Consider the following 26,852-nt stretch of genomic DNA (forward strand, 5'->3'; position numbering starts at 1 on the left):
CGCGGTTCGCGGGAGAGGAGGGGAGAGGCGCGCGCCCTCCGGCGCTCAGCGGCCGTCGCCGGCGCGGGCGAGGAGCTCGCCGAGCACGAAGACGCGGATGGCGGAGGAGAGGTTGGCGTCGCCGCGGCGCCGGTCGATGTCGGCGACAAGGCGCGCCACGGAGAGCCCCCGCGCGGCGGCGATGTCGCGCAGGGCCCGCCAGAACGCCTCCTCCAGCGAGACGCTGGTGCTGTGGCCGGCGATGACCAGCGAGCGCTTGCGCACGCCGCTGCGCGCCGCCAGCTCCGCCGGCGCCGCCGCGCGCGGCGCGGCTTCAGGCGGAGGCGCCGGTGTCGTCGTCATCGGCGCGGTGGTCGCGGCGATGGGCCTCGAGGCGGCGCTCCGCGAGGCTGGTCACCGCCGCGTCGCGCTCCTTCTGCGCCTTCGAGCGGCCATGGACCGCACGGTTGCGGGCCGCGGCCTCCTCTTTGTTCCGGCGCGCCAGCGACTTGCGCGCCTGCCGGAAGTTGATCACGTCGCCCATGAGCGTTCTCCGCGTTTGGGGCCCGCCACGTCTCCCGCCGGAACCGTCCCGGCGGGAGGAAACATGACGCGATCATTACGCCACGAATGCGGCGGCGGCTCCAGCGTCCGGGGCCGGAAAACGGCCGTCGCCAGGAGCGACGCGACGCCTCAGCCGGCGAAGCCTTCCCGGGCCAGCGCCCGCTGCACCGCCGGGCGGGCCATCATGCGGCGGAAATGGGCGTCAAGGCCGGGGGGCAGGCTGCCCCTGAGCCGCGTGACGCGCCACCAGCAGATGTAGAACAGGCCGTAATCGGCCACCGACAGCGCCCCGGCGACGTGGTCGCGCCCGCCCAGCTCCTCCTCGAGAATGGCGAGGCCCTTCTCCACGTTCTCCGCGCCGAGCGCGCGGATGGCGTCGTGGTCCTCATCGCGGACGGCGAAGTAATTGGGCCGGAAGATGCGGGTGAAGCCCAGGGGATGCACCGTGCCGGTGACGTAGGACAGCACGGAGAGCGCCTTCGCCTGGTCGTCGATGGCCTCCGGGATCAGCTTCAGCTCGGGGTTGGCGGCGCCGAGCCACCAGGCGATGGCCACGAATTCGGTGAGCAGGCTGCCGTCCTCGCGCACCAGCGCCGGCACCTTGCCCTTGGGGTTGACGGCCAGGTATTCCGGCTTGCGCTGGTCGCCTTCCGACAGGTTGAGCCGGATGGCCTCGAACGGCTTGCCGGTCTCCTCAAGCAGGGCGTGAACGCCGATGGAGCAGGCGCCGGGGGCGTAAAAAAACTTCATGGTCGCAAACCTCTCGCAGGGGCGCCGCCGGCGCGGCCGGCCGCGCCGGCGGGCGGCGGCAGGTTAGACAATCCGCACGCGGCGACAAGAATTTCGCGCGGGAAACGCCCGTGGCAAGCCCGCCCGGCGCCGGGGCGGACGGCGCAGGCGACGCGCCTCCGGCGCACGGCCGGTTGCGTGGAGAACAAGGGGAAAACGCCCGGCGCGAAAGCGGCGCAGGCTCAGTGCTTCTTGCGGAAGGCGTCGAGGCTCACCACCTGGGCGCCGCCCTGGGGCGGCTGCGGCCCGGCTTCGTCGCCGCCGTCCCTGGCGTCGCCGTCGCTGGCGGCGGCGTCAGCGGCGGAGGCGGCCGGCGCGGGCGTCTCGCCGGCGGGGTCGTCCACGTCCCGCCGCTCGCGCAGCGAGCGCGGCGTGAACGGGCGCGGCTCGGGCTCCTCCGCCGCGGCCTGCGCCTCCGGCTCGGGGCGCACCTCGAACTTCAGGCCGAATTCCACCGAAGGGTCATAGAAGCCGGTGACGGCGTCGAACGGCACCGCCAGGCGCTCCGGCACGCCGCCGAAGGAAAGGCCCACCTCGAACTGGCTGTCGGTGACGGCCAGATCCCAGAACTGGTGCTGGAGGACGATGGTCATCTCCTCCGGATATTTCTCCCGCAGACGGCTGGAGAGACGGGTCTTCGGGGCGTTGGTGCGGAAGGAGATGTAGAAGTGGTGTTCTCCGGGGAGCCCGTCGCGGCTGGCGTCGGCCAGCACCTTGCGGACGACGCCCTTGAGCGCGTTCTGGACCAGCAGATCGTAGCGGATGTGGTCTTTTGGCATGGGGCCCCGCGTGAAAATGAAGTGGAGGCTTCTGTTGCCAGGCGCCTCCGGGCCCCGCCTTGCGGGGCTAGCCGCAAGGACTTTGGTCGAGATTGCCCGACCGCTTACGCGGCCACGCGAACCTCAGCAAAGTTGTCGTTGGCAACTATTGCTACGGCCCGATAACGGCGGAACCATGCCGGGCGAAAGTACATCCTTTACACCCTCGTCGATCCTGTTTCGCCCCCGCCGGAGCCCGGCCAGGCCGGGTTCTGGTGGAGGCGCCGGGTACCGCCCCCGGGTCCGAAAGGCTTATTCCGATGACCATTTATCGCCATAGCCGCCTTGCGGCGGCGTCCTGAATATAGGATCAGTCGCCCGCCGGTGGAAGGGGGGAGGGCGCGGAGAACGCGCGCCGCCCATTCGCCTTGTGGACGTCCGGTCGCTCCCCCGCCGGCGGCGCGCCGTCGCGCGGCGCCGCCAGGTCATCCTCCGGATGATCCGCCGTGCCGGCGGCGTCGCGGTCCCGGGACAGGAGACGTCCGCGGCGGCCCGGTTGACCAGCCCGTGCGCCGGACCTTCCGGAATGGAGCTCGCGCGCATGCCGGGCTCCAGCCCTCATTCCGCTTCGCCAGCGCGCAGGGCGGGACGCCGGCGGAGATTGCAGGCTAACTCCTGCTGGCGGCTGCGCCGGCGCAGGAGCGACGGCTTCGCGCCCGGCGCCGGCGTGGTGAGACTGACGCAAAATGTGGCGGGCCCGAAATGTGGCGGGCCTGAAGTGGTCGCCCGGCGGCCGTTCGCCGCGGCCGGCCATCCGCCGCGCGAATTCCTCCGGACAGTCGCCGGGCCCGCCGCGCGGCGCGCCGCCGTCCCGGCGGGGCGTTCCGGGCTGGGGTGGGGGAGATGCGCCGTCCGGAGGGCGGCCGGCGCCGCGGCGCTTCCATATGGGCCGGCGATGGACTACGGACGGCTGTGAGGAAGACGCGCGGCGGCGCGCAGGCGTCCCGGCGATTCGGAACAGGGCAGGCCATGCGGCATCCGGAGCACCAGTATCTCGATCTCGTTGAGCGCGTCCTGCGCCATGGCGACGAGCGCGTGGACCGCACCGGCGTCGGCGCCCGCTCCATCTTCGGCGCCATGGCGCGCTTCGACCTTTCCGGCGGCGTCGTGCCGCTGCTCACCACCCGGCGCATCTACTGGAAAACCGCGGTCAAGGAGATGCTGTGGTTCCTGACCGGCGAGACCAACATCCGCCCGCTGCTGCGCGAGAACGTCCGCATCTGGACCGACTGGCCCCTGGACCGCTACCGGCGCGAGACCGGCGAAAATCTCAGCCAGGAGGAGTTTGAACGGCGCATCCTGGCGGACGCGGACTTCGCCGCCCGCTGGGGCGATCTCGGGCCGGTCTACGGCCGGCAGTGGCGCCGCTGGCGCGGGCCGGACGGGCGCGAATACGACCAGATCGCCGGGCTGGTCGACATGCTGCGCCGCACTCCCGCCAGCCGCAGGATGCTGTTCCATGGCTGGAACGTCGCCGAACTGCAGGACATGGCGCTGCCGCCCTGCCACATGGTGTACCAGTATTACGTTACGTCGGACGGCCGGCTGTCGTCCCTGTGCTTCCAGCGCTCCGCCGACCTGTTTCTCGGCGTCGCCTTCAACTGGATCAACGCCGTGGCGCTGCAGCTGATGCTGGCCCAGCAGGCGGACCTGCGCCCGGGCGAGTTCATCTGGTTCGGCGGCGACGTGCACCTCTATCTCAACCACCTCGAGCAGGCGGAGGAGCTGTTGCGGCGCGAGCCGCGGCCCTGGCCGACCATGCGCCTCGTCCGCAAGGCCGCGTCGATCGACGATTACCGCATCACCGATTTCGTGGTGGAGGGTTACGACCCCCACCCGGCCATTCACGCCGACGTCGCCGTCTAGGTCTTGCGGGCATGCGGCGTGCCCACGGGCGCGCCCGCCGCGCGGCCGTGGCGGCAACCGGCCGCCCCGGCCGCCCCGGGCGCCCTCGCGCCGGGCAGCCGGGGCGCGGCGTTCCCTGCGACGCCCGCGCCGTTCGCCGGCGGGGGCGGCGCCAGAACGGAGAAGCCAGTGACGGCGAGGATCCGCATCATGCCGCATGACGGCGTCTCCCGCCTGCGCGGCGGCGCGCGGGCGTCGCTGCTGCTGCTTCTCGCCTGGGTGGCGGCGCTGGCGCCGGCGCTCGCCGGGGCCGCGGCCTTCGCCGCCCTGGGGGCGGGCGGCGTCCATGTGATTTGCTCGGGCAGCGCGGCGGCCGGCGACCCCGCCGGCGACGCCGCCGCGACGCACGCCGGGGCCTGCTGCTGCCCCGGCCTGCCGGGTCCGCCGCTCGCGCCCGCGCCGGAGGCGGCGTCCGTTCCGCTGCGGCGGGAGGCCGTCGCCGTCGCCGCGCCCGCCGCCGCCCGCTCCGTCTTCACCCCGTTCCGTCGTGGTCCGTCGCTGCCGCGCGGTCCGCCCCTGCGCCGGACGCGCCCATCCGCGGCCGCCGTCGCCGGCGGCCTGTCTTCCGGCAACTGAACAGGATTCTGACCATGACCGTCACCAACCGCCGCGCCGGCGCGCGCGCTCGCATCCTCCTGTCGTCACTGGCCGCGCTGGCCGCCAGCCTGCCGTTCGCCGCTCCCGCCGCCGCGGCCCGTCCGGAGCTCACCCCGGCGGCGGCGACCCCCGGCGAGGTCTGGCGCGGGGCGCTGCGCATCTCCCAGGGCTGCGACGGCGCGCCCACCCGCCTCATCCGCATCACCATGCCCGAGGGCGTGGTGGCGGTGCAGCCGAAGGCCCGCAAGGGCTGGCTGACCGAAACCGTCTGGGCGCCCTATCGCACGCCCGTCGAGGTCCATGGCCGGAAGGTCGCCGAGGGCGTGCGCGCCATCGTCTGGCGCGGCGACACGCTGCCCGACCACATGTACGACGAGTTCGGCTTCGCCTTCGAGCTCCTGCCAGGCGCCGCGCCGGCCGGCGGGCGGCTCTATTTCCCGGTTCGCCAGGAATGCGAGACGGCGGTCCTCGACTGGACGCAGGTTCCCGCCGCGGGCCAGGACCCGAGCGCCCTGACACATCCGGCGCCGGCGATCACGGTGGCCTCCGCCGGGGCGACGCCGCTGCCGGCCGGTCATGACCACCACCGGCCGCCGGCCCAGGCGGCGCAGGCCGCCGGCCTCAGCGTCTCGGGCGCATGGACCCGCGCCACGCCGGCCGGCGCGAAGGTGGCCGGCGCCTATGTCGCCATCGCCAACCGCGGGCCGAAGCCGGACGTGCTCACGGGCGGACGCTTCGACGTCGCCGGCCGCGTCGAGGTGCACGACATGACCATGACCGGCGGCGTGATGCGCATGCGCCGGCTGGAGAACGGCCTGGAGATCCCCGCCGGCGGCGCGGTGGAGCTGCGGCCCGGCGGCCTGCACCTGATGCTCATGGACCTGAAACGTCCGCTGAAACAGGGCGAGACCATCAGGGGCGTGTTGACCTTCCGCGACGCCGGCGACATTGAGGTGGCCATGCCGGTGGAGGCGGCCGGCGCGCCGGCCCCCGGCAAGGCGCCCGCCGCGGCCGGCCACGGCGGCGGCCATCATCACTGACCGCCCCGCCGGAACGCCGGCGGCCGCAGCCTCCCGGCCCGGACGGGGCCGGGAGGGGCGGGGGCCGGAACGGGCCGGCGCTGGCGAAAGGGGAGACGCGAACATGTCCGGCCGCGCGCTGCGCCTGCATCAGGTCGTCGCCATGGGGCTCAACGGCGCCATCGGCCGCGACAACCGCCTGCCCTGGCGGCTGCGCGCCGACATGCGCCGCTTCCGCGCCATCACCATGGGCCATCCGCTCATCATGGGCCGCAAGACCTGGGACTCGCTCGGCGGGCCGCTGCCGGGCCGCGACATGATCGTGCTGAGCCGCAGCGCCGGCCAGGCGGAGGGGGCGTGCTTCGCCGCCAGCCTCGACGGGGCCCTCGCCCTCGCCGCCGGGGCCGCCGCCCGCCGGGGCGTCGACGTCGCCATGGTCATCGGCGGCGCCGAGATCTACGCCCTGACCCTGCCCCTGACCGACCACATCCACCTCACCCTCGTCGAGGACGCCCCGCCGGCCGACGCCTTCTATCCCGGCGGGCCGCAGGGACCGTGGCGGGCGGATTTCGCCGAGGTCTCGCGCGAGCACGTCCCGGCCGGGCCGGACGACGAACGGCCGGCGTGGTTCATCGAGCTGGCGCGGCGCGGCGCCGGCGCCGCTGCGTAAGGGCGGGAAATCGCCGCCGGCGCGCCATTGCGGCGCCCGCCGGCGCTTCCTATCTGCCATGGTTGACAGCCCGGCGCCGGCGACCAACAACAGGACTGGCCGGCGCCCGCGCTGCGAGGGCGTCCGCACGTCCGCTCCCGCGCGGGGCTGGCGGGGGGCGCCGCATGGTTGCGAAATTCCCGGAAATGCGCCCTGCTGGCGGCATGGCCGGCAATTGGTCGACCCGGAGGCCGGGCGGATGCGCTGGCGTGTGGGCAGGTCCGCCAGTCGCGGCTGCGACGCGACGTGAAAGGGGAATGGAAGTTCGATGCCTTGGAGCAATCAGAGCGGGGGAGGCGGAAGCGGCGGCGGCGGTCCATGGGGGCCGCGCAACCAGGGCCCGTGGGGCCAGGGGCCGCAGCGCAATCAGGGCGGACCGCCGGACCTGGAGGACCTGCTGCGCCGCGGCCAGGAGCGGCTGAAGCGCCTGTTCGCCGGCGGCCCCGGCGGCGGCCCGTCCGGGCGCACCGTGCTGTTCGCCGCCCTCGGCGTGCTGGCGCTCTGGCTCATGACCGGCTTCTACACCGTCAAGCCCAATGAGGTCGGCATCAACCTGGTGTTCGGCCGCTATGTGGGCAAGACCGGCGAAGGCCTCAACTACAACTTCCCCTGGCCCATCGGCCAGGTTCTGCGCCCCAACGTCACCGCGCGCAACACCATCGAGATCGGCGTGCGCTCCTCGGACCTGTCGCGCAGCCGCATCCAGCAGCGCCAGGTGGCCGAGGAAAGCATGATGCTGACCGGCGACGAGAACATCGTCGACATCGACTTCTCGGTGCAGTGGCAGATCAACCCGGCCAGGGCGCAGGATTACGTCTTCAACCTGCAGAATCCGGACGGCACCATCCGCGTGGTGGCCGAGAGCGCCATGCGCGAGGTGGTGGGCCGGCGCAACATCCAGGCCATCCTCACCACCGACCGCAGCGCCATCCAGCAGGAGGTGCGCCAGCTGATGCAGGAAACCCTGAACAGCTACGGCGCCGGCGTGGAGATCATCCTCGTCAACCTGCAGCGGGTCGACCCGCCGGCCCAGGTCATCGACGCCTTCCGCGACGTGCAGGCCGCCCGCCAGGACCAGGACCGCATGCGCAACGAGGCCGAAACCTACGCCAGCCGCATCGTGCCCGAGGCGCGCGGCCGGGCCATCAGCGTCGTGCAGCAGGCCGAAGGCTACCGCGAGCGGGCGGAGAACGAGGCGCAGGGCGAGGCCGCGCGCTTCCTCTCCATTTACGAATCCTACCGCCAGGCGCCGGCGATCATCCGCGAGCGCATGTATCTGGAGACGATGGAGAACGTGCTGAAGGACGCCGACAAGACCATCCTCGACGCGCGGACCGCCCAGGGCGTCGTGCCGTTCCTGCCGCTTGAGCGGCTGCGCGGGCAGGCGCCGGCCGGCGCGCCGCGCGCCGCCGCTCCGGCCGCCGCCGCTCCGGCCGCGGGCCGCAGCTCCGCCGCGGGGGAGGCCAGCCGATGAAAAACGCCGTCAAGGTTCTCGCCGCCGTCGTCGCGGCGCTCGTCGTCGTCGGGCTCTACAGCGGCGCCTTCATCGTCAACCAGACCCAGGAAGCGCTGGTGCTGCAGTTCGGCCGCGTGCGCTCCGTGGTCAAGGAGCCGGGCCTGCACTTCAAGATCCCGCTCATCGAGAACGTGGTCTACATCGACCGGCGCGTGCTCGATCTCGACCTGCCGGTGCAGGAGGTGATCGCCGCCGACCAGAAGCGTCTGGTGGTGGACACCTTCACCCGTTACCGCGTGGTCAATCCGCTGCTGTTCTACCAGTCGGTCAACAGCATCGCCGGCGCCAACCTGCGCCTCACCTCGATCGTCAACTCCATCACCCGCTCGGTGCTGGCGGACGCCACCTTCACCGCCATCGTCAAGGACGAGCGCGACCGGCTGATGAAGCGCATCCGCGCCGAGGTGAACAAGCAGGCCGCCAGCCTTGGCATCGAGGTGGTGGACGTGCGCCTGCGCCGCGTCGACCTGCCGGAGCAGAACAGCGAGGCGGTGTTCCAGCGCATGAAGACCGAGCGCGAGCGCGAGGCGGCCGACATCCGCGCCCAGGGCTCGCAGATCGCCCAAGCCATCCGCGCCCGGGCCGACCGCGAGGTCACGGTGCTGCTGGCTGAAGCCGAGCGCAAGAGCGCGGAGCTGCGCGGCGAGGGCGACGCCGCCCGCAACCGCATCCTCGCCGGGGCCTATGGCAGGGATCCGGAGTTCTTCTCCTTCTACCGCTCGATGCAGGCCTACCAGTCGGCGCTCAAGTCACGCGACACGCGCCTGATCATGTCGCCGGATTCGGAGTTCTTCCGTTACTTCGCCAGCGACGGCGCGCCGAAAGCCGGGGCGAAGCCCCAGTAAGCCGACTCGCCGGCCGGACCTTGCCGGGTCCGGCCGGTTTCGCCATGGGACGCCGCCTGCGGGGGGCGGCCCGCGTCATCTGTGCGTGGGGAGGTGAACGATGACCGTTGTGGCGGTCGCCGTCGGCCTGCTGCTCGCGGTTGAGGGGCTGCTGCTGGCCGCCTGGCCCGCCCTGGCGCGGCGGGCGGCGAAGGAGCTGCTGGAGACGCCCGAAGACCGCCTGCGCGCCGGCGGCCTGCTTGCGGCGACGGCCGGCGTCGCCATCATCTGGCTGTTTCGCCTGTGAATCATGGCCAGGAACAACGCGCTGATCCCGCGCGTCCGGCATCCCTTCTCCGGGGCGGCGCGGCGGGTTGAGGAGGATCCATGAAGGTAGCTGGAATGAAGATTGTCGCGGCGGCGGCGCTGGCGCTGGGCCTCGTCTTCGGCGCGGGCGCGGCCCAGGCGCGCGGGCCGGAGGGGTTCTCGGACCTCGCCGACAAGGTGATCAACGCTGTGGTCAATATTTCCGCCACCACCACCGTTGAGGCCGGCAGGGACCGGATGACGCCCCAGATTCCGCGCGGCGCGCCGTTCGAGGACCTGTTCGAGGAGTTCTTCAACCGTCGTGGCCGCCCCGGCGAGGACGGCGCCCCGCGCCGCCAGCGCCGGTCCAGCTCGCTTGGCTCCGGCTTCATCATTGACGAGGCGGGCGTGGTGGTGACCAACAATCACGTGGTCGGCGACGCCAACGACGTGGAGGTCATCCTCAACGACGGCACCAAGATGAAGGCCGAGGTGGTCGGCAAGGACTCCAAGCTTGACCTGGCCGTGCTGCGCGTGAAGCCGGCCGCGGGCGTCAGGCTCACCGCGGTGAAGTTCGGCGATTCGAACAGGGTGCGCATCGGCGAGTGGGTGCTGGCCATCGGCAACCCGTTCGGCCTCGGCGGCTCGGTGTCCGCCGGCATCGTCTCGGCCATCAACCGCAACATTTCGCAGGGGCCGTACGACAGCTACATCCAGACCGACGCCGCCATCAACAAGGGCAACTCCGGCGGTCCGCTGTTCAACATGGACGGCGAGGTCATCGGCATCAACACCGCCATTCTCTCGCCCAGCGGCGGCTCGGTGGGCATCGGCTTCGCGGTGCCTTCGTCGCTGGCGGCGCCGGTGATCGAGCAGCTGCTGAAATATGGCGAGACCCGCCGCGGCTGGCTGGGCGTGCGCATCCAGAACGTGGACGAGGCCACCGCCGAAGCCCTGGGGCTCGACCGGCCGCGCGGCGCGCTGGTGGCGGGCGTTGACGAGAAAGGCCCGGCGAAGCCCGCCGGCGTCCAGGTGGGCGACGTCATCATCCGCTTCGACGGCCAGGAGGTGAAGGACAGCCGCGAGCTGCCGCGCATCGTCTCCTTCTCGCCCGTGGGCAAGGAGTGCGAGGTGGTGGTGCTGCGCAAGGGCCGGGAGGTCACGCTGAAGGTGAAGCTGGGCCGGCTTGAGGACGGCGAGAAGGAGCTGGCCGCGCGCGGCGAGCTGCCCGGCGCGTCGGCCATCAGCCGCACGCTTGGCCTTGAGCTTGCGCCGCTCAACGCCGAGGCCCGCGCGCGCTTTGGCGTCGCCGCGAGCGTCAAGGGCGTGCTGGTGGCGGGCGTCGATCCCGACTCCCGCGCCGCCGAGCGCCGCCTGCAGCCGGGCGACGTGATCGTGGAGATCAACCAGGAGCAGGTGGAGACGCCGGCCGACGTCTCCGGGCGCATCGCCGCGCTGAAGAAGGACGGCAAGAAGTCGGCGCTGCTGCTGGTGGCCACCCCGCGGGGCGACATGCGCTTCGTGGCGCTGCCGGTGGAATGACGCCGGCGGCGCGCCGCTCCGGGGGCCATCCGCCGCGGCTCCCGGGGGGCGCCGCCGCCGCGCCGGCATGGAGGCATGCGGATCAAAGCCGGGTCGCAAGGCCCGGCTTTTTTCGCGCGCTTTCTGCTCTTTCGCGCGCCCTTCCGGAGAGGCAGGCTCCGCCATGACCGGCTGGCGCCAGCGCCCGGCGGCGCGCCCTCCTGGCGTGACGGCCCTGAAAAGACGGGGCGGGAAAGCCGCGCGCCGTCGCCGCGCGGGAAGCGTCCGCGGCGTCCCGTCCGCCGCGCCGCTCAGCGCACGAATTCCTCCTCCCGGTAGCCCTGGGCGAACAGCAGGGTGGTGAGGTCCGTGTGCTCGATGCGGGCGCGGGCGGCGGCCGCCACCGCCGGCTTGGCGTAATAGGCCACGCCCAGTCCCGCCTCCAGCAGCATGTCGAGGTCGTTGGCGCCGTCGCCCACCGCCATCACCGCCTCCGGCGGCAGGCCCAGCTGCTCGCGCAGGCGGACCAGCGTCGCCAGCTTGGCCTCGCGGCCCAGCACCGGCCCGCTCACCCGGCCGGTCAGCTTGCCGTCGACGACCTCCAGCACGTTGGAGTGGTGCTCGTGGAAACCGATCTTCTCGCTCACGGGCCCGGTGAACACGGTGAAGCCGCCGGAAACCAGGCAGGTGTGGGCGCCGTTGGCGCGCATGGTCATCACCAGCTCGCGGGCGCCGGGGTTCAGGGTGAGGCGCTCGGCGATGATCCGGTCAACCACCGCCAGCTCCAGGTCGCGCAGCAGGCTGACGCGCTCGCGCAGGGCCGGCTCGAACGCCAGCTCGCCCCGCATGGCCCGCTCGGTGATGGCTGACACCTGTTCCTTCAGGCCGACGAAATCGGCAAGCTCGTCGATGCATTCCTGGCCGATCATGGTGGAGTCCATGTCGGCGAGGAACAGCTGCTTGCGGCGGCCCCGCAGCGGCTGGACGATGACGTCCACCGGCGCGCCGGCCTCGCCGAGCAGGGCGCGCAGCTGTCCCTCGACCAGCTCCGCCGGGGCGGCGGTGGGAATGACCAGGTCAACGGCGCGGGGCGACAGCGGCGCCACGCTCACCGGGCCGCTGGCGAAGCTGGCGGCCAGTTTCTGCAGGCGCGGAACGAGGCCGCCGGGCGCCTCCGGCGCCAGCAGGCCGGTTGCGGCCTGGGCTGGACTTGCGGCCAGCGTCGCGACAGAAGCTTCAGGCAGGCTTGATGCAGGGGACATGGCGCGTGGCTGTTTTCGTGGATGAACCGGAACGGGTGGCCCTGGCGGACGCGGTTGCGCCGGCGGAGCCCGTGGATGCGGTTCTCATCGCAGGCCCGACGGCGTCCGGCAAGTCCGCCCTCGCCATTGACCTGGCGCGGCGGCTGGACGGCGTGGTGATCAACGCCGACTCCATGCAGGTTTACCGCGACCTGCGCGTGCTCACCGCCCGCCCGGCGGAAGCGGACGAGGCGACAGTTCCGCACCGGCTCTATGGCGTCATCGACGGGGCGGTGAACTATTCCGTCGCCCGCTGGCTGGCGGACGCGCGGGCGGAGCTGGAGCGGGCGCGCTGGCTGGGGCTGACGCCGGTGTTCGTGGGCGGCACCGGCCTGTATTTCCGGGCGCTGCTGGACGGGCTGTCCGACATTCCGCCGGTTCCGGAGGCGCTGCGCGCGGCGCTGCGCGCCGAGGCGGAAACCCTGCCGGGGGAGGCGCTGCACCGGCGCCTGGCGCAGAAGGATCCGGAGATGGCGGCGCGCCTGCGGCCGGGCGACCGCCAGCGCATCCTGCGCGCCCTTGAGGTGGTGGAGGCGACGGGGCGGTCGCTGGCGTCGTTCCACCAGCAGCGCGCGCCCGGTCCGCTGGCCGGCGCGCGGACGCTGCGGCTGTTTCTGGCGCCCGGGCGCGCGGCGCTTTACGCGCGCATCAACGCCCGTTTTGACGCCATGGTGGCGGAAGGGGCGCTGGAGGAGGTGCGGCGGCTGGCGGCGCGCGGGCTGGACCCGGCGCTGCCGGTGATGCGCGCCCACGGCGTTCCGGGTCTTGCGGCCTATCTGCGCGGCGAGACGGACCTGGCGGCGGCGATCGCCCGCGGCAAGGCGGACACGCGCCATTACGCCAAGCGCCAGTTCACCTGGTTCCGCCACCAGATGACGGGCTGGACGTGGGTGGCGGCGTGAGCCGCCGGCCCGGAGCTGGCGCCAGACGGCCTGGCTGGCCGCAAAAAGCACAAAACCGCGAACCTGACGGATCGCGGCCTCAGCCTCCGGTTAACAACCTGTGGAAACCTTGTTGAAGATGGTGGGCGCACTAGGGCTCGAACCTAGGACCCGCTGATTAAGAGTCAGCTGCTCTACCAACTGAGCTATGCGCCCATCTTCTTCTGTCGTCGCCCCGGCGGAGCGTTCCGGCCGCGCCGTTTCGATGAGGGGGAGATACCAATCCCCCTGGGGCTTGTCCAGCCTCTCGCCAGCCGGGGACAGTTTTTTTTTGGACCTTGGGGAAAACCGCCTCCGCCTGTGCAAGATGCGTCCGTCTGTAACCTGATCTGGCGGCCGCGACGTCGCGGAAGGCTGGTCTGGCCGCCTCTGGGGACGCCGGCGGCGGGGCGCCGCCGGGTCCGGGGGCGCGAACAGAAAAGGCGGCCGGGCCGGCCGCCTTGCCGTCGTTGCGGGGGGCGCAGCCGGCGCGGCGCCGGCAGGGCGTCACACCGTGGCGCGCTGCGGATGCTGGCGCACGCCGCGCGCCTGCTGCGCCTGCAGGCGGTTCAGCGCCGCCACATAGGCCCGGGCCGACGCAACCAGCGTGTCCGGATCGGCGCCGCGGCCCGTCACCGGGGGGCCGTCCGCCGCGAGGCGCACGGAAACCTCGGCCTGCGCGTCCGTGCCTTCCGTCACTGCATGCACCTGATAAAGCTCCAGCGTCGCCTCATGCGGAACCAGCGCGCGGATGGCGTTGAAAATCACGTCCACCGGGCCGTTGCCGGTGGCCTCGGTGGCGCGGCGCACGCCGTCCACGTCCAGCGCGAGGGCGGCGGTCTGCGGCCCCTCCGTGCCGGCGACCACCTTCAGCGAGACCACGCGGATGCGGTCCTGGGCGGTGTGAATGCCCTCGTCGACGATGGCCTCGATGTCCTCGTCGTAGATCACCTTCTTGCGGTCGGCCAGCTCCTTCATGCGGCGGAAGGCGTCCTCGATGGCGTTCTCGCCGAGCGTGTAGCCCATGGCCTTCAGCCGCTCGCGGAAGGCGTGGCGGCCCGAATGCTTGCCCAGCACCAGCGCGTTCTTCGCAAGGCCCACCGACTCCGGCGTCATGATCTCGTAGGTGGCCGGATTCTTCAGCACGCCGTGCTGGTGAATGCCGCTCTCGTGGGCGAAGGCGTTGCGCCCGACGATGGCCTTGTTGAACTGCACCGGGAAGGACGTCACCGACGACACCAGCCGCGAGGCGCGGGTCAGCATGGTGGTCTCCACGCCGGTCTCATAGGGCAGCACGTCGGCGCGGGTGCGGATCGCCATCACGATCTCCTCCAGCGCCGCATTGCCGGCCCGCTCGCCGATGCCGTTGATGGTGCACTCGATCTGCCGCGCGCCGCCGGCCACGCCCGCCAGCGAATTTGCCACCGCCATGCCAAGGTCGTTGTGGCAGTGCACGGAAAACACCGCCCTGTCCGAATTCGGCACGCGGGCGCGCACCGTCTCGAACAGCCGCCGGTATTCGTCCGGCGTGGTGTAGCCCACCGTGTCCGGAATGTTCACCGTGGTGGCGCCGGCGCGGATCACCGCCTCGACGCAGCGGCACAGGAAATCGATCCCGGTGCGGGTGCCGTCCTCGGCCGACCACTCCACGTCGTCGGTCCAGCGCCGGGCGCGGGTCACGGCGGCGATGGAGGCCTCCAGCACCTCCTCCGGCGTCATGTTGAGCTTGGCGCTCATGTGCAGCGGCGAGGTGGAGATGAAGGTGTGGATGCGCCCGCGCGCCGCCGGCCTGATGGCCTCGCCGCAGCGGTCGATGTCGCCCGGAGCGGTGCGGGAGAGCCCGCAGATGATGGCGTTCCGGCTGCGGCGGGCGATCTCGCGCACCGACTCAAAATCGCCGTCGGAAGCGATCGGGAAGCCCGCCTCGATGACGTCCACGCCCATGGCGTCGAGCAGCTCCGCCACCTGCAGCTTTTCCTCGAAGGTCATCGAGGCGCCGGGGCACTGCTCGCCGTCGCGCAGGGTGGTGTCGAAAATGATGACCCGTTCGGCGCCGGCGGCGCGGTCGTTCTGGGCTGTCATGGCTGTTCCTTCGGCGCGCCCTGGCGCGCGCATGCATTGTTCGGGCCGGGGCTCCGTTTCCGGCCGCTCTGGCTCCGGGGCCGTGTTCCGGCCGGGCGTCCGGCCGCCGGGCGCGCGGCGCTCCCGTGCGGACCCGGGCCCGGAAAACATGGCCCGCGGTCCCCGCCGCGCCGTGCTGTCACGCTGTTCCGGCACGGTTCTACCCCCCGCGTCCGGCATCTGCAAACAAAACGTCCTGTCCGGGCGCAGGGCGCGCGCGGGAGGCCGCCGCGCCCCGTCATTCCTGCGCGAAACGCCAGGCCAGCCAGGCGCGCATGAACGGCTGCATGCGGGCCGGGTCGATGTCGGCGGCGCTGCGGATCACCACCACGTCGGCCAGCTCCGCCTCCGGGTCGGCGGCGATGTGGGCGCGGATGCGGCGCGCCAGCTCCTCCGCCGGCAGCGGCGAGCGCGCCTCGCGCACCAGCGCCGCCCGGCCGCCGTCCAGCACCGCGGTCCATCCCGGCGCGAAGGCCAGCCCGGCGGCGTCGAGGCCGGTTTCCTCGCGCAGCTCGCGCACGATGTTGCCCGCCAGATCCACCGCGCCGTCCGGGCGCACGTCGGAAAGGTCCGGCGTGCCGGCGGCGAAATAGACGCTGCCGCCATTGGCGGTGTGCCGCCCCTGCACGCCGGCCACGAACGCCCCGTCCGCCCCGCGCAGCGCCGCCATGGAGAAACCGTTGACCATGCCGGGGTCCGGCCAGCCCAGATCGCGCCAGGTCAGGAAGGCGGCGAAATCCACCGGCTGGTAGACGGCCTCGTAATGGCCGTCGCGAATCTGCGGCCGCCGCGACAGCAGAATCGCGCCGTTGAACAGGCGCGGCCGGCGCGCCTTCGCCTCCCGCCAGTAGGCCTCGATCCGCGCCCGGTTGGCTTCGGCCCACGGCCACGGACGGCGGACGAAGCGCGCCGTCACCGCGCGCAGCGGCGCGATGGCGGGCGCCTCCCGCCACGGAAAGGCTCCCCGCTCGCAGCTCACAGCGGCTCCGCCCCGAATATCCGCGAAGGGGAGACGAACTCCTCCTGCGCCTGCACCACCTGCAGCTCGCTGTCGCCGGACGCGGCGGTGGCAGCCAGCAGCCCGTGCACGGAGGAAGCGCACGCCTCAAGCGCCGCGGCGACCGAGCGCGTGCGCAGGTAGTGGGTGAAGAACAGCGCCGCCGTGACGTCGCCGGCGCCGGTGAAATAGCGGCCGAGTTTCGGCGTGCGCACCCGCCACATGCCCTCCGGCCCGGAGGCGAGCATCTCGATGGCGTCGGCCGGGGTCTCCGCCACCTGCAGCGAGGTGAGCAGGATCACCGACGGCCCCAGCCCGTGGGCGACGCGCACCGCCGCGCGCGCCTCCGCCAGGGAGCCCACGGCGCGGCCGGTGAGCATCTCCAGCTCGAACTGGTTGGGGGTGAGGATGTCGGCGGCCGGCATGGCGCGCAGGCGCATGAACTCCGGCACGTCCGGCCGCACGAACACGCCGCGGCCGACGTCGCCCATCACCGGATCGCAGCAGTAAAGCGCCGCCGGATTCGCCGCCCGCACGCGGGCGACGGCGCCCAGCACCGCCTCGCCAATCTCCGCCGAGCCGGCGTAGCCCGAGAGCACGCCGTCGCAGCGCGAAAGCACGCCGCGCGCCTCCACGCCGCGGATCAGCGATTCAATCATAGCGCCGTCGAACACCTGGCCGGTCCACGCGCCGTAGCCGGTGTGGTTGGAGAACTGCACCGTCAGCACCGGCCAGACGTCGACGCCGAGGCGCTGCATCGGAAACACCGCCGCGGAATTGCCGACATGGCCATAGGCGACGTGGGACTGGATCGACAGGATGTGCATGAACGCTCCCGGTTCGGCGGGCGGTGGTCCGGACGGCGCCGGCGGGCGCCGGCGCGGCCACTGTTATTGCAAAATCGCGGCCGGGTGGAGAAAATACCGGCTGCATGACCGCATGTGGAGCCATGCGCGCAGTCCGTCTCCGCCGGCCGGCGCCGGGGACGCCGCAGGCGGCGCTCCGCGCGCGCTGACGGACCCCGGCGCCAGACGGGGCGGCCGCCGCGCCGTACGCCGCAGGCGGCGCGGAGCGCCACAAAAGGAGCGTAACCGGGGCGCAAGACGGGGGGCTCCGGGCGCATGCGCGCCGCCATGCCGCGGCGCGCCGCCCAGTCTGGAGCGAGAATGACCATTTCGGAAATCACCCACGAGGTGGTGACGTTCGTGCAGCGCCACCAGGGCATGGCCCCGTTTGTCGTCGCCGCGCTCGCCTTCGCCGAGTCCATGGCGGTGCTCTCCTTCCTGGTGCCGGCGACAGGCATCCTGGTGGCGCTCGGGGCGCTGCTGTCGGCGAGCGGCATTCCCTTCTGGCCGGTCGTGGCCGGCGCCTTCGTCGGCGCCGCGCTCGGCGACTGGGTGTCCTACGTCATCGGATACTGGCTCAAGGACAGCATACGCGGTTACTGGCCGTTCCGGCGTTTTCCGCATTTCATGGACCGCGCCGAAGCATTCACGCGCAAATGGGGCGTGGCCAGCGTGTTCATCGGCCGTTTTTCCGGCCCGTTGCGGGCGTTCGTGCCGCTGGTGGCCGGCATGTTCCGGATGAACCGCCTCAAGTTCCAGCTCGCCAACGTATCGTCGGCGCTCATCTGGAGCGTTCTCATCCTGCTGCCCGGAGAGGTTGTTAGCAGATTCTGGAATTTTAACTAGCGACGCCAGAAATATACTTATATACTCCCGCCGGCCTTGACCAGAAATACAAGAGTCGCGGGAGATTGCGCATGGATCAGCTTGTCCCACTTCTTGTGAACATCATCGGCGGCGCCATCGGCGGCGGCGCGGCCGGCAAGGCGCCCGCCGTCAACCTTGGGCCCGCCGTGAACGCCGCCGCCGGAGCGGTGGGCGGCGGCCTGCTGGGACAGATCCTGCAGGCGGCGGTTCCGATGCTGCAGAACGGCTCGCTCACCGATATCGGCGCCATGGCCGGCAACCTGGTCGGCGGCGGGGTGAGCGGCGCCATCGTCACCGCCATCATCGGCGCCATCGTCAACCGCCTGCGTCCGCCCGCGACCTGACGGCCGGGCGCAGGCGCTGCCCCGGCGGGGCTCCGGTGAACGTCCCGGGGCCGGGCTGTCCCGTCAGGGGAGGGCGGCGGCGCGGGAGCGGCGGTCGCGGCCGGGGAGCTGGTCCGTCTGGCCACCGTTCCCTGGTCTGGCGGCGCGCCGGCCCGCCGGCGCGTCGGGCGCGCGCGGGTGAGGGAAGGGGGCGCGGGGCCCGCCTGGTCCTGGCTGGCATGACGCGCCCTGAACGGTCGCGCCAGAAAACGGCGCGCAGCAGGCCGGCGCGCAGGAGGGGGATGCGCAGAAGGGGAACGCGCAAAAGCGGCCGCGCGAAAAGGATGGGTGGGAAAAGGACGGGCGCGCAAACGGGGCGCCTGACAGAAAAAAGCCTGCGGCCGCGGCCGCAGGCTTCCGTATCTTGCGGACGCGCGCCGCCTGTCGACGCACGTCTCTCAGGGAGCCCGCCTTTCATGAAGCACGTGTCGCATGGAGCATGTCTCGCATGGAGCATGTCTCTCATGGAGCATGTCTCTCATGGAGCGCGTGTCTCATGGAGGCGGCGGCCCGCCCGGAAGCGGGCCGGCGGCCGGCGCGGCTCAGTTCTTCGAGCGGTCGACCAGCGCCTTCTCCTTGATCCACGGCATCATGGCGCGCAGCTTCTCGCCCACCTGCTCGATCGGATGGGCGGCGGCGCGGGCGCGCATGGCCTTGAACGAAGCCTGGTTCACCTTGTTCTCCAGCATCCAGTCGCGCACGAACTTGCCGGTCTGGATGTCGGTGAGCACGCGCTTCATCTCCGCCTTGGTCTCGGCGGTGATGATGCGCGGGCCGGTGACGTACTCGCCGTATTCGGCCGTGTTGGAGATCGAGTAATTCATGTTGGCGATGCCGCCCTCATAGATGAGGTCGACGATCAGCTTCAGCTCGTGCAGGCACTCGAAATAGGCCATCTCCGGCGCGTAACCGGCCTCGACCAGCGTCTCGAAACCGGCGCGGATCAGCTCGACGGCGCCGCCGCACAGCACCGCCTGCTCGCCGAACAGGTCGGTCTCGCACTCCTCCTTGAAGGTGGTCTCGATGATGCCGGCGCGGCCGCCGCCATTGGCCGCGGCGTAGGACAGGCCGATGTCATGGGCGTTGCCGGTGGCGTCCTGATGGATGGCCAGCAGGGTCGGCACGCCGCCGCCGCGCAGGTACTCGGAGCGCACGGTGTGGCCAGGGCCCTTCGGGGCCACCATCAGCACGTCCAGGTCCTTGCGCGGCTCGATGAGGTTGAAGTGCACGTTGAGGCCGTGCGCGAACATCAGCGCGGCGCCCTGCTTCATGTTGTCGTGCAGGCTGGAGTAGTAGATGTCGGCCTGCAGCTCGTCCGGGGTCAGCATCATGACCACGTCGGCCCATTTCGCCGCCTCGGCCGGCGACATCACACGGAAGCCCGCCGCCTCGGCCTTCTTCACCGTGGCCGACTCCGGCCGCAGCGCGATGACGATCTCGCTCACGCCCGAGTCGCGCAGGTTCTGCGCATGGGCGTGGCCCTGGCTGCCATAGCCGACGATGGCGACCTTCTTGCCCTTGATCAGGTTCAGATCCGCATCGCGGTCGTAATAAACACGCATCACATTCATCCTCTGGCGACGTTCGCGGGCCAAATGCCGACGATCAGATCAGTACTGGTCAGGCTGCGATCGCCCCACGACAACCGGACCGGCCGGAGCCCCGCGGCGGCGCGGCCGCGGGCGGACCCGGCAGTGAAAAAACCGATGCTGGCGGGTTAAGCCCGCCGCGCCGGCGTGGTCAAGTCATTCCTTGGCCGGCCGCGGCTCCGTTCCCGGGCCGGCCAGGCAGGGTCCGGGCCGGCCGGCGCGCCGGTTTGCCGGCCGGGCGCGCTCCGGGCATGCCGGGGCGCCGTCCACAGCCGCAGGAGACGCCGGTGACCCGGTCCACGCCCCCCGCTTCCGCAACCCTCGCCGCCCCGGAGGACGTCGTCAGCTTCTGGCGCGCGGCGGGGCCCGGAAAATGGTTCGTCCGCGACGACGCCTTCGACGCGGAGCTGCGCCGGCGCTTCGGCTCCGCCCAGGCCGCCGCCGCCCGCGGCGACCTTGACCACTGGCTGGCCGCGCCGCAAGGAGCCCTGGCGCTGGTGCTGCTGCTGGACCAGCTGCCCCGCAACATCCATCGCGGAACCGCCGCCGCCTTCGCCTGCGACCCGGCCGCCCGCGCCGCCGCTGGCCGCGCCATCGCCGCCGGCTTCGACGGGCAGGTGGAGCCGCTGCTGCGCCCCTTTTTCTACCTGCCGTTCATGCATTCCGAGGACCTCGCCGACCAGGAGCGGTGCGTGGCCCTCTACCGGGCGTCCGGCGACGCCGCCTGGCTGAAATACGCCCTGGAGCATCGCGACATCATCGCCCGTTTCGGCCGCTTTCCCCACCGTAACCGGGCGCTGGGCCGCGCCAGCACGCCGGAGGAGGCCGCTTGCCTCGCGGGCGGCGGCTTCACCGGCGGCCAGTGAGGTCCGGACTCAGCCGGTCTGGCCCGGTCCGCGCGACATGGCGGCGACGCCGGTGCGGGCCGCCTCCACCACGCCGGTCTCGGCCATCACCGCGATGAAGCGGTCCACCTCGTCGATGGCGCCGGTGTATTCGAACACGAAGGAACTGATGGTGGCGTCGAGGGTGCGGGCGCCGAAGGCCTGGGCCAGGCGCAGCGCCTCCACCCGGTGCTCGCCGCGGCCGGTGACCTTCACCAGCGCCAGCTCGCGCTCCACCACCGGCCCGCTGGCGGTGAGATCGTCCACCCGGTGCACCGGCACCAGCCGGTCCAGCTGCGCCATGATCTGGGTGATCTCGGCGTCGTCGCCGGAGGTGACGATGGTGATGCGCGACAGGTGCCGCTCGTGCTCGGTCTCGGAGACGGTGAGGCTCTCGATGTTGTAGCCGCGGCCGGAGAACAGGCCGGCGATGCGGGCGAGCACGCCGGGCTCGTTGTCGACGATCACCGCCAGGGTGTGACGGGAGTCGCGCCGCGCGGCGGGCGCTTCGGAGTAGTGGGATTTCATCAGGCGTTCTCGGTTCTGGACTGGTCAGGGCGTCTGGCGGCGCCGGGCGCGGGCGCGTCCGGCGGGTGCGGGCGGAGCCGCCGGCCTCAGGCCGGGCGGAATCGCTCCACCGGCGTTTCGTCAGCAAGGTCGTCATAGTCGGCGACGGCCGGCTCCTTCAGGCCGGCGGCGCGCCACTCCTGCATGGCAGGCAGGGCGAGCACGGCGTCGATCCACGCCCGGCTCACCGGATCCACGGCGATGGAGTAGCCGTCGACGCGCAGCGCCACCGGCGCGTACATGGCGTCCGCGGCGGTGAAGCGGCCGAACAGGAAGGGGCCGCCCTCACCGTAGCGCGCCCGCGCCTCGCGCCAGATGTCCGTGATGCGCGCCACCGCCGCCGCCACCGCCGGGCCGCGGTCGCGGGCGGCGAAGCGGACGCCCACGTTCATCGGACACGCCATGCGCAGCGGCTGGAAGCCGGCGTGCATCTCCGCCGCGATGGAGCGGGCGAAGGCGCGCGCCTTGCCGTCCTCCGGCCACAGCCCGGCCTCGGGAAAGCGCCCGGCCACATGTTCGATGATGGCGAGCGAGTCCCACACCGTGAGGTCGCCGTCCTGCAGCGCCGGCAGGAAGCCGGAGGGCGAACGGCGCAGGATCTGCGCCTTCGTGTCCGGCTGGCGCAGCAGCACGACCTCCTCGTCGAACGGAACGCCGGCGACGCGCAGCGCGAGCCACGGCCGCAGCGACCACGACGAGTAGCGCTTGCTGGCGACGATGAGCTTCATGACCGGTTCTCCCTGCCGGCGGCGCCACGGGCGCCGGACCATGGCGCGGGCGGGGCCGGAAACGGCGCCCCGCCCGGGCCGGGCTCAGACGAGCATCTTGCCGGCGGAGTCGATCACCGAACCGATGTCCTCCGCCGCGTCGCCCAGGATCATCTCGTTGTGGGCCTTGCCCGACGGGATCATCGGGAAGCAGTTTTCGGTCCTGTCGACGATGCAGTCGAGGATCACCGGGCCGGGCGTATTGATCATCTTCAGGATCGCCCCGTCCAGCTCCTTCGGATCGGAGCAGCGCAGGCCCGTGGCGCCATAGGCCTCGGCCAGCTTCACGAAGTCCGGCAGCGCCGCCGAATAGCTCTCGGCGTAGCGGCCGCCGTGCAGCAGCTCCTGCCACTGGCGCACCATGCCCATGTACTCGTTGTTCAGGATGAAGATCTTCACCGGCGCGCGATGCTGCAACGCGGTGGACATCTCCTGCATGTTCATGAGGATGGAGGCCTCGCCGGCCACGTCGATCACCAGAGCCTCCGGATGGGCCAGCTGCACGCCGATGGCCGCCGGCAGGCCGTAGCCCATCGTGCCGAGGCCGCCGGAGGTCATCCAGCGGTTGGGCTCCTCGAACTTCAGGAACTGCGCCGCCCACATCTGGTGCTGGCCCACCTCGGTGGTGAAGTAGACGTCGCGGTCCCTGGTCAGCTCCTGCAGGCGCTGCAGCGCGTACTGCGGCTTGATGACCGTGTCCGACTGGCGGTACGCGAAGCAGTTGCGCGCCCGCCAGCGGTCGATCTGCGCCCACCACTGCTCCAGCGCCGCCCTGTCCGGACGCACGCCCGAGGCGCGGTACAGCCGCACCATGTCCTCCAGCACGTGGGCGCAGTCGCCGACGACCGGCAGGTCCACCTTGACGTTCTTGTTGATCGACGACGGGTCGATGTCGATGTGGATCTTCTTCGAGCCGGGCGAGAAAGCGTCGAGGCGGCCGGTGATGCGGTCGTCGAAGCGCGCGCCGACGCAGATCATCAGGTCGCAGTCGTGCATCGCCATGTTGGCCTCATAGGCGCCGTGCATGCCCAGCATGCCCAGCCACTGCCTGTCCGAGGCCGGGTAGGCGCCGAGCCCCATCAGCGTCGAGGTGATGGGGAAGCCGGTGAGCCGCACCAGCTCGCGCAGCAGCGCCGAAGCCTCCGGCCCCGAGTTGATGACGCCGCCGCCGGTGTAGAACACCGGCTTTTTCGCCTCGCCCATCATGCGCACGGCGGCGCGGATGGCGTCGAGGTCGCCCTTCACCTTCGGACGGTAGGTCTTGTGCTGGTTGTCGCGCGGACGCTCGTACTGGCCGCTGGCGAACTGGATGTCCTTGGGAATGTCGATGACCACCGGGCCGGGACGGCCGTTGGAGGCCACGTAGAAGGCCTCATGCAGGATGCGCGGCAGGTCCTCGATGCGCTTCACCAGATAGTTGTGCTTGGTGCAGTGCCGGGTGATGCCGACGGTGTCGCACTCCTGGAACGCGTCCGAGCCGATCAGGTGGGTGGGCACCTGGCCGGTGATGCACACGATCGGGATGGAGTCCAGCAGGGCGTCGGCGAGGCCGGTGACGGCGTTGGTGGCGCCGGGGCCGGAGGTCACCAGCACGCAGCCGACCTTGCCGGTGGAGCGGGCGTAGCCCTCGGCCGCATGCACCGCGCCCTGCTCGTGACGGACCAGCACGTGCCGCACCCGGTCCTGATGGAACAGGGCGTCATAGATCGGCAGCACCGCGCCGCCGGGATAACCGAAAATGTGTTCGACGCCCTGGTCCTGCAGCGCGCGGACGACCATTTCGGCGCCGGTCATTGTCTCGCTCATGGTTCCTTCTCCCGTCTCCGCCCGCTGTCGGCGCCGGCCTGCCGCCTGGTCCGCCGCTGTCGCGGTTTTCGCGCCTTGCGAATGTTCCGTGCCCGTCGCCCGCCCTGTTCCGGCGGTGGGGCCGGCGCCGCTCTCCTACGTCGCGACGCCTGCGTCGCCCCTGCGCCGGACCGTCCGGGCGTCCGCCTCCGGCCGGCTTCAGGCAACAAAAAAGGGCCCCAAGGGACCCTGCGCGCGCCACCAGCCGGACCTGCGGTTGTCACCGCTCCGTCGATGGCGCCCCACTTACTACGAGAATTGCGCGCATTGCGCCTGCTCCTGCTGACAATTGGCGCGGACGGTAACGGATGCGCCGCCGCCCGTCAACGGCAAATGCCGTTTGCGGACGGCGCATGACGGCGCGGCCGGGACGTCGCGCAAGGCGGCGGCGTCCCGGCGCCGTCTCGCCGGGCGCCGCCGCGCCGGGCAGGCGGGTTCCGGCCCCGCGCGGCCCGCGTTCGCGCGGGGCCGCCGCGCGCTCAGCGCCAGAGATTGTAACGCTCCCACTGCGACTCGGGGATCACCTCGCCCAGCTCATAGGTGAAGCGCGACACCGTCAGCTTTTCCGGATCGGCGACGCAGCTGAAGGAAAAGCGACGCCACTGGCCGCGGCTGCGCACGGCGGCGCCGTCGCCGGAGAGCGCGTCGCCCCGGCGCCGCGGCGCCGAAATGGCGTCGAGCTGGGCGCGGTCCGGCCGCATGCCCTTCTCGTGCTGGCTGATGGTCTTGAGCGCCGCCACGTCGCACAGTTCCTGGAAGCGTTGGGAGGGATCGAGCCTCATCAGCGAGCGGGCGAGGCGCGCGTCCGGCTGCACCAGCGGTCTGGCCGTGACGGCGCTGGCGGCCGTGGCCGTGAGAGAGGGCGCAAGGGCGGTCATGAGGGCGGCCAGCGCGACGCCGGCCCGGGTCAGGGTTTTCAGCAGGGTTTTTCCCGAATGCAAATTCCTGTCGTCGCCCGGGGACAAGGGGGGCGACGCCTCCTGTTGGCGCCGCGTGAACATGGACATGGCGGCGCATGGTCCGAGCAGGAAGGGGCATGTATGGCGCGCGCGGCCCCTGGCGGCAACGTCGCATGACGCCGCACGCGCTTTGGCGCGCCGCCGCCGCAGGCCCCGTCCGCCCCGCGCGCCCGCCTGACGCAGGACTGGCGCGAATCCGCGCAAGGCGCTGAAATGGCGGAAGGCGGCCGGCCCCCCGGCGAAAAGACGCCGCAACACAGGAGGAAACGCGATGCAGCCGCAGCTCATGCAGGGCGCGCCGCCGCCGGCGGACGCGCAGGTCACCCTCGCCAACTGGCGCCAGGCGCCGTCCAGCCGCTGGGGGTTCCGCAACGTGCGGGCGCTCGTGCCCACCGCCGCCGTCCCCGCGGCGGAGCCGGACGGGGTCGCGCCGCTGCCCGTGGACTGGCGCGACATCGGCGATCTCGACATCCCCGCCGCGGACGGCGGGGCGACGCGGCTCGCCGCCTTCCTGCGGCGCAACCATGTGGACGGCTTCGTGGCCCTGCGCCGCGGCCGGCTCGCCTATGAGTTCTATGACAACGGGCTCGACGCCGGCCAGCAGCACATCCTGTTCTCGGTGAGCAAGTCGCTGACCGGCGCCCTCGCCGGCGTGCTGGCGGAGCGCGGCCTGCTCGATCCCGACCGGCCGGCGGCGGACTATGTGACGGAGCTGCGCGGCTCGGTCTTCGGCGACGCCCGCGTGCGCCACCTGCTCGACATGACCGTGGCCATTGAGTTCAACGAGGACTACGCCGACCCCGCCGGCGACATGCCGGCCTATCGCCGGGCGGTGGGCTGGGACCCGGGCGGCGACGCCGGCGGCGCCGACCTGCGCGGCTATCTCGCCGGGCTGACGCGCCGCGCCGCCCGCGCCCATGGCGCGGCGTTCCACTACGTCTCCGTGGCCACCGACACGCTCGGCTGGGTGCTGGAGCGGGCGGGCGGCCTGCCGTTCGCCGTCATGCTGTCGGAGTGGATCTGGAAGCCCATGGGGGCCGCCCGCGAGGCCTGGGTCACGGTGGACTCCTTCGGCACCCCGCGTGCGGCGGGGGGCATCTGCGTCACCGCGCGGGATCTGGCGCGCTTCGGCGAGATGATGCGCCGCGGCGGCGTCGCCAGCGGCCGCAGGATCGTGCCGTCGTGGTGGGTGGACGACATCCGCTTCAACGGCGACGCGCAGGCGTGGGCGCGGGGCAATTTCGCCGCCATGGGCTTCCCCGCCTGCCGGTACCGCAGCAAGTGGTACGTGTTCGACGCCGGGACGGGCGCGTTCGGCGGCGCCGGCATCCACGGCCAGTGGCTCTACGTCTGCCCGGAAAACGAGGTGGTGATCGCCGTGATGAGTTCGCACCCGGTGGCCGCCGACATTCCTTACGCCACGGCCTTCATCGGCGCCTGCCGGCGCGTCGCCGCCGCGCTCGGCGCCGGGTAGGGGAGGGGGCTCAGCGCGCCAGGTCACCGGCGCGGGCCATGGCCACCAGGGCGCCCGTCCAGCCGTCGCGGGTCGCCGGGGCCGCCGCGTCCTGCGCCGCGCCGGCGTACGCCGCTCCCGCGTGCGCAATGGCGACGCGGTCCGCAGCGACGGCTCCCGCCCCCGGCAGGGCCAGCGCTGGCGGCGACCGGCGCAACGCCATCTCCCACATCACGAAGGCGAGCCCTGACGCCTGCGCCGTAAGCGTCGGCCTCTTCTTCACGCCGGCGCGCACCACCACGATGCGCCCGGCTTGGGCCAGCGCCTCCGGCCGGGAGACGACGCCCAGCGCCGTGCGGTCGCGCAGCCGGGCGAAGGAGGGGTGCATGCCGCCGTCGGCGTAGGTGATGCGGACGGAGGGCGCGCCGTCGTCGATCTCGCGCCGGATCGCGTCGCGTTCGGCCTCGAGCCGCGCCTGCGCCCGGGCTTCGGTCTCCGGGCCGGCGTAGGGCGCGAAGACGTAGCGCCGGCCGCTCACCTGCACCGCCGGCGGCAGCCGCGTGGCCTCGAAGCGGTCGTAACCCTCCTTCAGCTGGAGCCAGAAGGGGTAATTGGGATCATCGCGCGCCAGCGCCATGTTTCGCGCGGTCATGCGGAAAGGATAGGCCTGGAACTGCGCCGCGCGCTGGCCGCCGCGGAACGCCTCGCGCAAAAGCGCGTAGATCTCCTGCACGCCGGCGTCGGTCATGGCGTAGCAGCCCATGGAGGAGCACGCCCCGTGCACCATCAGGTAGGAGCCGGTGTAGC

General features: G+C 72.1%; 27 protein-coding genes, 1 tRNA gene and 1 other RNA gene (1 of these 29 running past the window's edge). 13 read left to right on the forward strand and 16 right to left on the reverse strand.

What is annotated here, in order from left to right; translation table 11 throughout:
• Positions 1–45: 45 nt before the first annotated feature.
• From ACFFJB_RS04390 to ssrA, 5 genes are all read right to left on the reverse strand, one after another.
• A complete protein-coding gene (locus ACFFJB_RS04390) occupies positions 46–342 on the reverse strand; it encodes a ribbon-helix-helix domain-containing protein (protein WP_376829832.1) in 297 nt (98 codons plus the stop codon).
• Entirely contained in the window at positions 314–523 is a 210-nt protein-coding gene (locus ACFFJB_RS04395; RefSeq protein WP_376829834.1) for a DUF4169 family protein, read from the reverse strand. Before ACFFJB_RS04395 ends, ACFFJB_RS04390 begins: the two co-directional genes overlap by 29 nt.
• A gap of 149 nt (positions 524–672) precedes the next feature.
• The gene (locus ACFFJB_RS04400; protein ID WP_376829836.1) at positions 673–1,293 is read right to left on the reverse strand and encodes a glutathione S-transferase family protein; all 621 of its coding nucleotides are present in this window, start codon (positions 1,291–1,293) and stop codon (positions 673–675) included.
• Between the two features lie 221 nt (positions 1,294–1,514).
• Positions 1,515–2,111, reverse strand: a complete 597-nt coding sequence (locus ACFFJB_RS04405; RefSeq protein ID WP_376829838.1) for an SspB family protein — start codon at positions 2,109–2,111, stop codon at positions 1,515–1,517.
• A gap of 20 nt (positions 2,112–2,131) precedes the next feature.
• Positions 2,132–2,484: a transfer-messenger RNA gene (ssrA, locus tag ACFFJB_RS04410) on the reverse strand.
• Positions 2,485–3,119: 635 nt separating this feature from the next.
• Between ssrA and ACFFJB_RS04415 the strand changes: the two genes are divergently transcribed.
• The 8 genes from ACFFJB_RS04415 to ACFFJB_RS04450 all read left to right on the forward strand — a co-directional run bounded on the left by ACFFJB_RS04415 (position 3,120) and on the right by ACFFJB_RS04450 (position 10,568).
• Positions 3,120–4,016, forward strand: a complete 897-nt coding sequence (locus ACFFJB_RS04415; protein ID WP_376829840.1) for a thymidylate synthase — start codon at positions 3,120–3,122, stop codon at positions 4,014–4,016.
• A gap of 168 nt (positions 4,017–4,184) precedes the next feature.
• On the forward strand, positions 4,185–4,631 hold the full coding sequence (locus tag ACFFJB_RS04420) for a DUF2946 family protein (protein WP_376829842.1): 447 nt from the start codon (positions 4,185–4,187) through the stop codon (positions 4,629–4,631).
• 14 nt (positions 4,632–4,645) lie between these two features.
• Positions 4,646–5,692, forward strand: a complete 1,047-nt coding sequence (locus tag ACFFJB_RS04425; protein ID WP_376829844.1) for a copper chaperone PCu(A)C domain-containing protein — start codon at positions 4,646–4,648, stop codon at positions 5,690–5,692.
• Between the two features lie 103 nt (positions 5,693–5,795).
• Positions 5,796–6,341, forward strand: coding sequence for a dihydrofolate reductase (locus ACFFJB_RS04430; RefSeq protein ID WP_376829846.1), 546 nt, complete (start codon positions 5,796–5,798; stop codon positions 6,339–6,341).
• 307 nt (positions 6,342–6,648) lie between these two features.
• On the forward strand, positions 6,649–7,854 hold the full coding sequence (gene hflK, locus ACFFJB_RS04435) for an FtsH protease activity modulator HflK (RefSeq protein WP_376829848.1): 1,206 nt from the start codon (positions 6,649–6,651) through the stop codon (positions 7,852–7,854).
• Positions 7,851–8,741 carry a protease modulator HflC gene (hflC, locus tag ACFFJB_RS04440; RefSeq protein ID WP_376829850.1) on the forward strand — a complete coding sequence of 297 codons (891 nt, stop codon included), beginning with the start codon at positions 7,851–7,853 and terminating at the stop codon, positions 8,739–8,741. The genes hflK and hflC overlap by 4 nt, the downstream gene beginning before the upstream one ends.
• Before the next feature lie 100 nt (positions 8,742–8,841).
• On the forward strand, positions 8,842–9,027 hold the full coding sequence (locus ACFFJB_RS04445; protein ID WP_376829852.1) for a DUF2065 family protein: 186 nt from the start codon (positions 8,842–8,844) through the stop codon (positions 9,025–9,027).
• Between the two features lie 80 nt (positions 9,028–9,107).
• Complete coding sequence (locus ACFFJB_RS04450; RefSeq protein ID WP_376829854.1) at positions 9,108–10,568, forward strand: DegQ family serine endoprotease; 1,461 nt, start codon at positions 9,108–9,110, stop codon at positions 10,566–10,568.
• Between the two features lie 290 nt (positions 10,569–10,858).
• Here the strand turns inward: ACFFJB_RS04450 and serB are convergent, their stop codons facing one another.
• Complete coding sequence (gene serB, locus ACFFJB_RS04455) at positions 10,859–11,809, reverse strand: phosphoserine phosphatase SerB (protein WP_376829856.1); 951 nt, start codon at positions 11,807–11,809, stop codon at positions 10,859–10,861.
• Positions 11,810–11,880: 71 nt separating this feature from the next.
• On the opposite strand from serB, the gene miaA reads away from it, so the two are divergent.
• Positions 11,881–12,750 (forward strand): tRNA (adenosine(37)-N6)-dimethylallyltransferase MiaA, encoded by an 870-nt coding sequence (gene miaA, locus ACFFJB_RS04460; RefSeq protein ID WP_376832536.1) that lies wholly within the window; start codon positions 11,881–11,883, stop codon positions 12,748–12,750.
• Positions 12,751–12,869: 119 nt separating this feature from the next.
• Here miaA and ACFFJB_RS04465 read toward each other — a convergent pair.
• The 4 genes from ACFFJB_RS04465 to pdxY form a co-directional block, all read right to left on the reverse strand.
• Positions 12,870–12,945: transfer RNA gene (locus tag ACFFJB_RS04465), tRNA-Lys, on the reverse strand.
• Between the two features lie 330 nt (positions 12,946–13,275).
• Entirely contained in the window at positions 13,276–14,850 is a 1,575-nt protein-coding gene (locus ACFFJB_RS04470) for a 2-isopropylmalate synthase (RefSeq protein WP_376829857.1), read from the reverse strand.
• A 277-nt stretch (positions 14,851–15,127) separates the two neighbouring features.
• Entirely contained in the window at positions 15,128–15,868 is a 741-nt protein-coding gene (locus tag ACFFJB_RS04475) for an NUDIX hydrolase (RefSeq protein WP_376829859.1), read from the reverse strand.
• Positions 15,865–16,713: a pyridoxal kinase PdxY gene (gene pdxY / locus ACFFJB_RS04480; RefSeq protein ID WP_376829860.1), complete on the reverse strand. Its 849-nt coding sequence runs from the start codon at positions 16,711–16,713 to the stop codon at positions 15,865–15,867. The genes ACFFJB_RS04475 and pdxY overlap by 4 nt, the downstream gene beginning before the upstream one ends.
• A gap of 339 nt (positions 16,714–17,052) precedes the next feature.
• Between pdxY and ACFFJB_RS04485 the strand changes: the two genes are divergently transcribed.
• Positions 17,053–17,577, forward strand: a complete 525-nt coding sequence (locus ACFFJB_RS04485) for a DedA family protein (protein ID WP_376829862.1) — start codon at positions 17,053–17,055, stop codon at positions 17,575–17,577.
• Between the two features lie 71 nt (positions 17,578–17,648).
• Entirely contained in the window at positions 17,649–17,942 is a 294-nt protein-coding gene (locus ACFFJB_RS04490; RefSeq protein WP_376829864.1) for a hypothetical protein, read from the forward strand.
• Positions 17,943–18,523: 581 nt separating this feature from the next.
• Here the strand turns inward: ACFFJB_RS04490 and ilvC are convergent.
• Positions 18,524–19,543 carry a ketol-acid reductoisomerase gene (ilvC, locus tag ACFFJB_RS04495; protein WP_376829866.1) on the reverse strand — a complete coding sequence of 340 codons (1,020 nt, stop codon included), beginning with the start codon at positions 19,541–19,543 and terminating at the stop codon, positions 18,524–18,526.
• A gap of 314 nt (positions 19,544–19,857) precedes the next feature.
• Between ilvC and ACFFJB_RS04500 the strand changes: the two genes are divergently transcribed.
• Positions 19,858–20,436: a DUF924 family protein gene (locus ACFFJB_RS04500; protein WP_376829868.1), complete on the forward strand. Its 579-nt coding sequence runs from the start codon at positions 19,858–19,860 to the stop codon at positions 20,434–20,436.
• 9 nt (positions 20,437–20,445) lie between these two features.
• Here ACFFJB_RS04500 and ilvN read toward each other — a convergent pair whose 3' ends face one another.
• The 4 genes from ilvN to ACFFJB_RS04520 all read right to left on the reverse strand — a co-directional run bounded on the left by ilvN (position 20,446) and on the right by ACFFJB_RS04520 (position 24,598).
• Positions 20,446–20,982 (reverse strand): acetolactate synthase small subunit, encoded by a 537-nt coding sequence (ilvN, locus tag ACFFJB_RS04505; RefSeq protein WP_376829870.1) that lies wholly within the window; start codon positions 20,980–20,982, stop codon positions 20,446–20,448.
• Between the two features lie 86 nt (positions 20,983–21,068).
• A complete protein-coding gene (locus tag ACFFJB_RS04510) occupies positions 21,069–21,749 on the reverse strand; it encodes a glutathione S-transferase family protein (protein ID WP_376829872.1) in 681 nt (226 codons plus the stop codon).
• A gap of 84 nt (positions 21,750–21,833) precedes the next feature.
• Positions 21,834–23,594, reverse strand: a complete 1,761-nt coding sequence (locus ACFFJB_RS04515) for an acetolactate synthase 3 large subunit (RefSeq protein WP_376829874.1) — start codon at positions 23,592–23,594, stop codon at positions 21,834–21,836.
• A 518-nt stretch (positions 23,595–24,112) separates the two neighbouring features.
• A complete protein-coding gene (locus tag ACFFJB_RS04520) occupies positions 24,113–24,598 on the reverse strand; it encodes a DUF930 domain-containing protein (protein WP_376829876.1) in 486 nt (161 codons plus the stop codon).
• A gap of 265 nt (positions 24,599–24,863) precedes the next feature.
• On the opposite strand from ACFFJB_RS04520, the gene ACFFJB_RS04525 reads away from it, so the two are divergent.
• Positions 24,864–26,066 (forward strand): serine hydrolase domain-containing protein, encoded by a 1,203-nt coding sequence (locus ACFFJB_RS04525; protein ID WP_376829878.1) that lies wholly within the window; start codon positions 24,864–24,866, stop codon positions 26,064–26,066.
• Between the two features lie 10 nt (positions 26,067–26,076).
• Here the strand turns inward: ACFFJB_RS04525 and ACFFJB_RS04530 are convergent, their stop codons facing one another.
• On the reverse strand, positions 26,077–26,852 hold the 3' portion of the coding sequence (locus ACFFJB_RS04530; RefSeq protein WP_376829880.1) for a L,D-transpeptidase family protein. It continues 394 nt past the right edge of the window; 776 of the gene's 1,170 nt are visible here — the last part of the coding sequence; the start codon falls outside the window, past its right edge — the gene reads right to left on this strand; its stop codon occupies positions 26,077–26,079.

This window comes from Camelimonas abortus, assembly GCF_042432745.1.
In the GTDB taxonomy this organism is placed as follows: domain Bacteria; phylum Pseudomonadota; class Alphaproteobacteria; order Rhizobiales; family Beijerinckiaceae; genus Camelimonas; species Camelimonas abortus.

What these genes read in the sequence shown, in the direction of transcription:
- ACFFJB_RS04445 (WP_376829852.1), top strand. Translation starts at nt 8,842, where the DNA reads ATGACCGTTGTGGCGGTCGCCGTCGGCCTGCTGCTCGCGGTTGAGGGG.
- ACFFJB_RS04425 (WP_376829844.1), top strand. Translation starts at nt 4,646, where the DNA reads ATGACCGTCACCAACCGCCGCGCCGGCGCGCGCGCTCGCATCCTCCTG.
- hflC (WP_376829850.1), top strand. Translation starts at nt 7,851, where the DNA reads ATGAAAAACGCCGTCAAGGTTCTCGCCGCCGTCGTCGCGGCGCTCGTC.
- serB (WP_376829856.1), bottom strand. Translation starts at nt 11,809, where the DNA reads ATGTCCCCTGCATCAAGCCTGCCTGAAGCTTCTGTCGCGACGCTGGCC.
- ACFFJB_RS04400 (WP_376829836.1), bottom strand. Translation starts at nt 1,293, where the DNA reads ATGAAGTTTTTTTACGCCCCCGGCGCCTGCTCCATCGGCGTTCACGCC.
- ACFFJB_RS04510 (WP_376829872.1), bottom strand. Translation starts at nt 21,749, where the DNA reads ATGAAGCTCATCGTCGCCAGCAAGCGCTACTCGTCGTGGTCGCTGCGG.
- ACFFJB_RS04515 (WP_376829874.1), bottom strand. Translation starts at nt 23,594, where the DNA reads ATGAGCGAGACAATGACCGGCGCCGAAATGGTCGTCCGCGCGCTGCAG.
- ACFFJB_RS04390 (WP_376829832.1), bottom strand. Translation starts at nt 342, where the DNA reads ATGACGACGACACCGGCGCCTCCGCCTGAAGCCGCGCCGCGCGCGGCG.
- hflK (WP_376829848.1), top strand. Translation starts at nt 6,649, where the DNA reads ATGCCTTGGAGCAATCAGAGCGGGGGAGGCGGAAGCGGCGGCGGCGGT.
- ACFFJB_RS04450 (WP_376829854.1), top strand. Translation starts at nt 9,108, where the DNA reads ATGAAGGTAGCTGGAATGAAGATTGTCGCGGCGGCGGCGCTGGCGCTG.
- ilvC (WP_376829866.1), bottom strand. Translation starts at nt 19,543, where the DNA reads ATGCGTGTTTATTACGACCGCGATGCGGATCTGAACCTGATCAAGGGC.
- ACFFJB_RS04405 (WP_376829838.1), bottom strand. Translation starts at nt 2,111, where the DNA reads ATGCCAAAAGACCACATCCGCTACGATCTGCTGGTCCAGAACGCGCTC.
- ACFFJB_RS04485 (WP_376829862.1), top strand. Translation starts at nt 17,053, where the DNA reads ATGACCATTTCGGAAATCACCCACGAGGTGGTGACGTTCGTGCAGCGC.
- ACFFJB_RS04415 (WP_376829840.1), top strand. Translation starts at nt 3,120, where the DNA reads ATGCGGCATCCGGAGCACCAGTATCTCGATCTCGTTGAGCGCGTCCTG.
- ACFFJB_RS04490 (WP_376829864.1), top strand. Translation starts at nt 17,649, where the DNA reads ATGGATCAGCTTGTCCCACTTCTTGTGAACATCATCGGCGGCGCCATC.
- ACFFJB_RS04525 (WP_376829878.1), top strand. Translation starts at nt 24,864, where the DNA reads ATGCAGCCGCAGCTCATGCAGGGCGCGCCGCCGCCGGCGGACGCGCAG.
- ACFFJB_RS04470 (WP_376829857.1), bottom strand. Translation starts at nt 14,850, where the DNA reads ATGACAGCCCAGAACGACCGCGCCGCCGGCGCCGAACGGGTCATCATT.
- ilvN (WP_376829870.1), bottom strand. Translation starts at nt 20,982, where the DNA reads ATGAAATCCCACTACTCCGAAGCGCCCGCCGCGCGGCGCGACTCCCGT.
- ACFFJB_RS04395 (WP_376829834.1), bottom strand. Translation starts at nt 523, where the DNA reads ATGGGCGACGTGATCAACTTCCGGCAGGCGCGCAAGTCGCTGGCGCGC.
- pdxY (WP_376829860.1), bottom strand. Translation starts at nt 16,713, where the DNA reads ATGCACATCCTGTCGATCCAGTCCCACGTCGCCTATGGCCATGTCGGC.
- ACFFJB_RS04430 (WP_376829846.1), top strand. Translation starts at nt 5,796, where the DNA reads ATGTCCGGCCGCGCGCTGCGCCTGCATCAGGTCGTCGCCATGGGGCTC.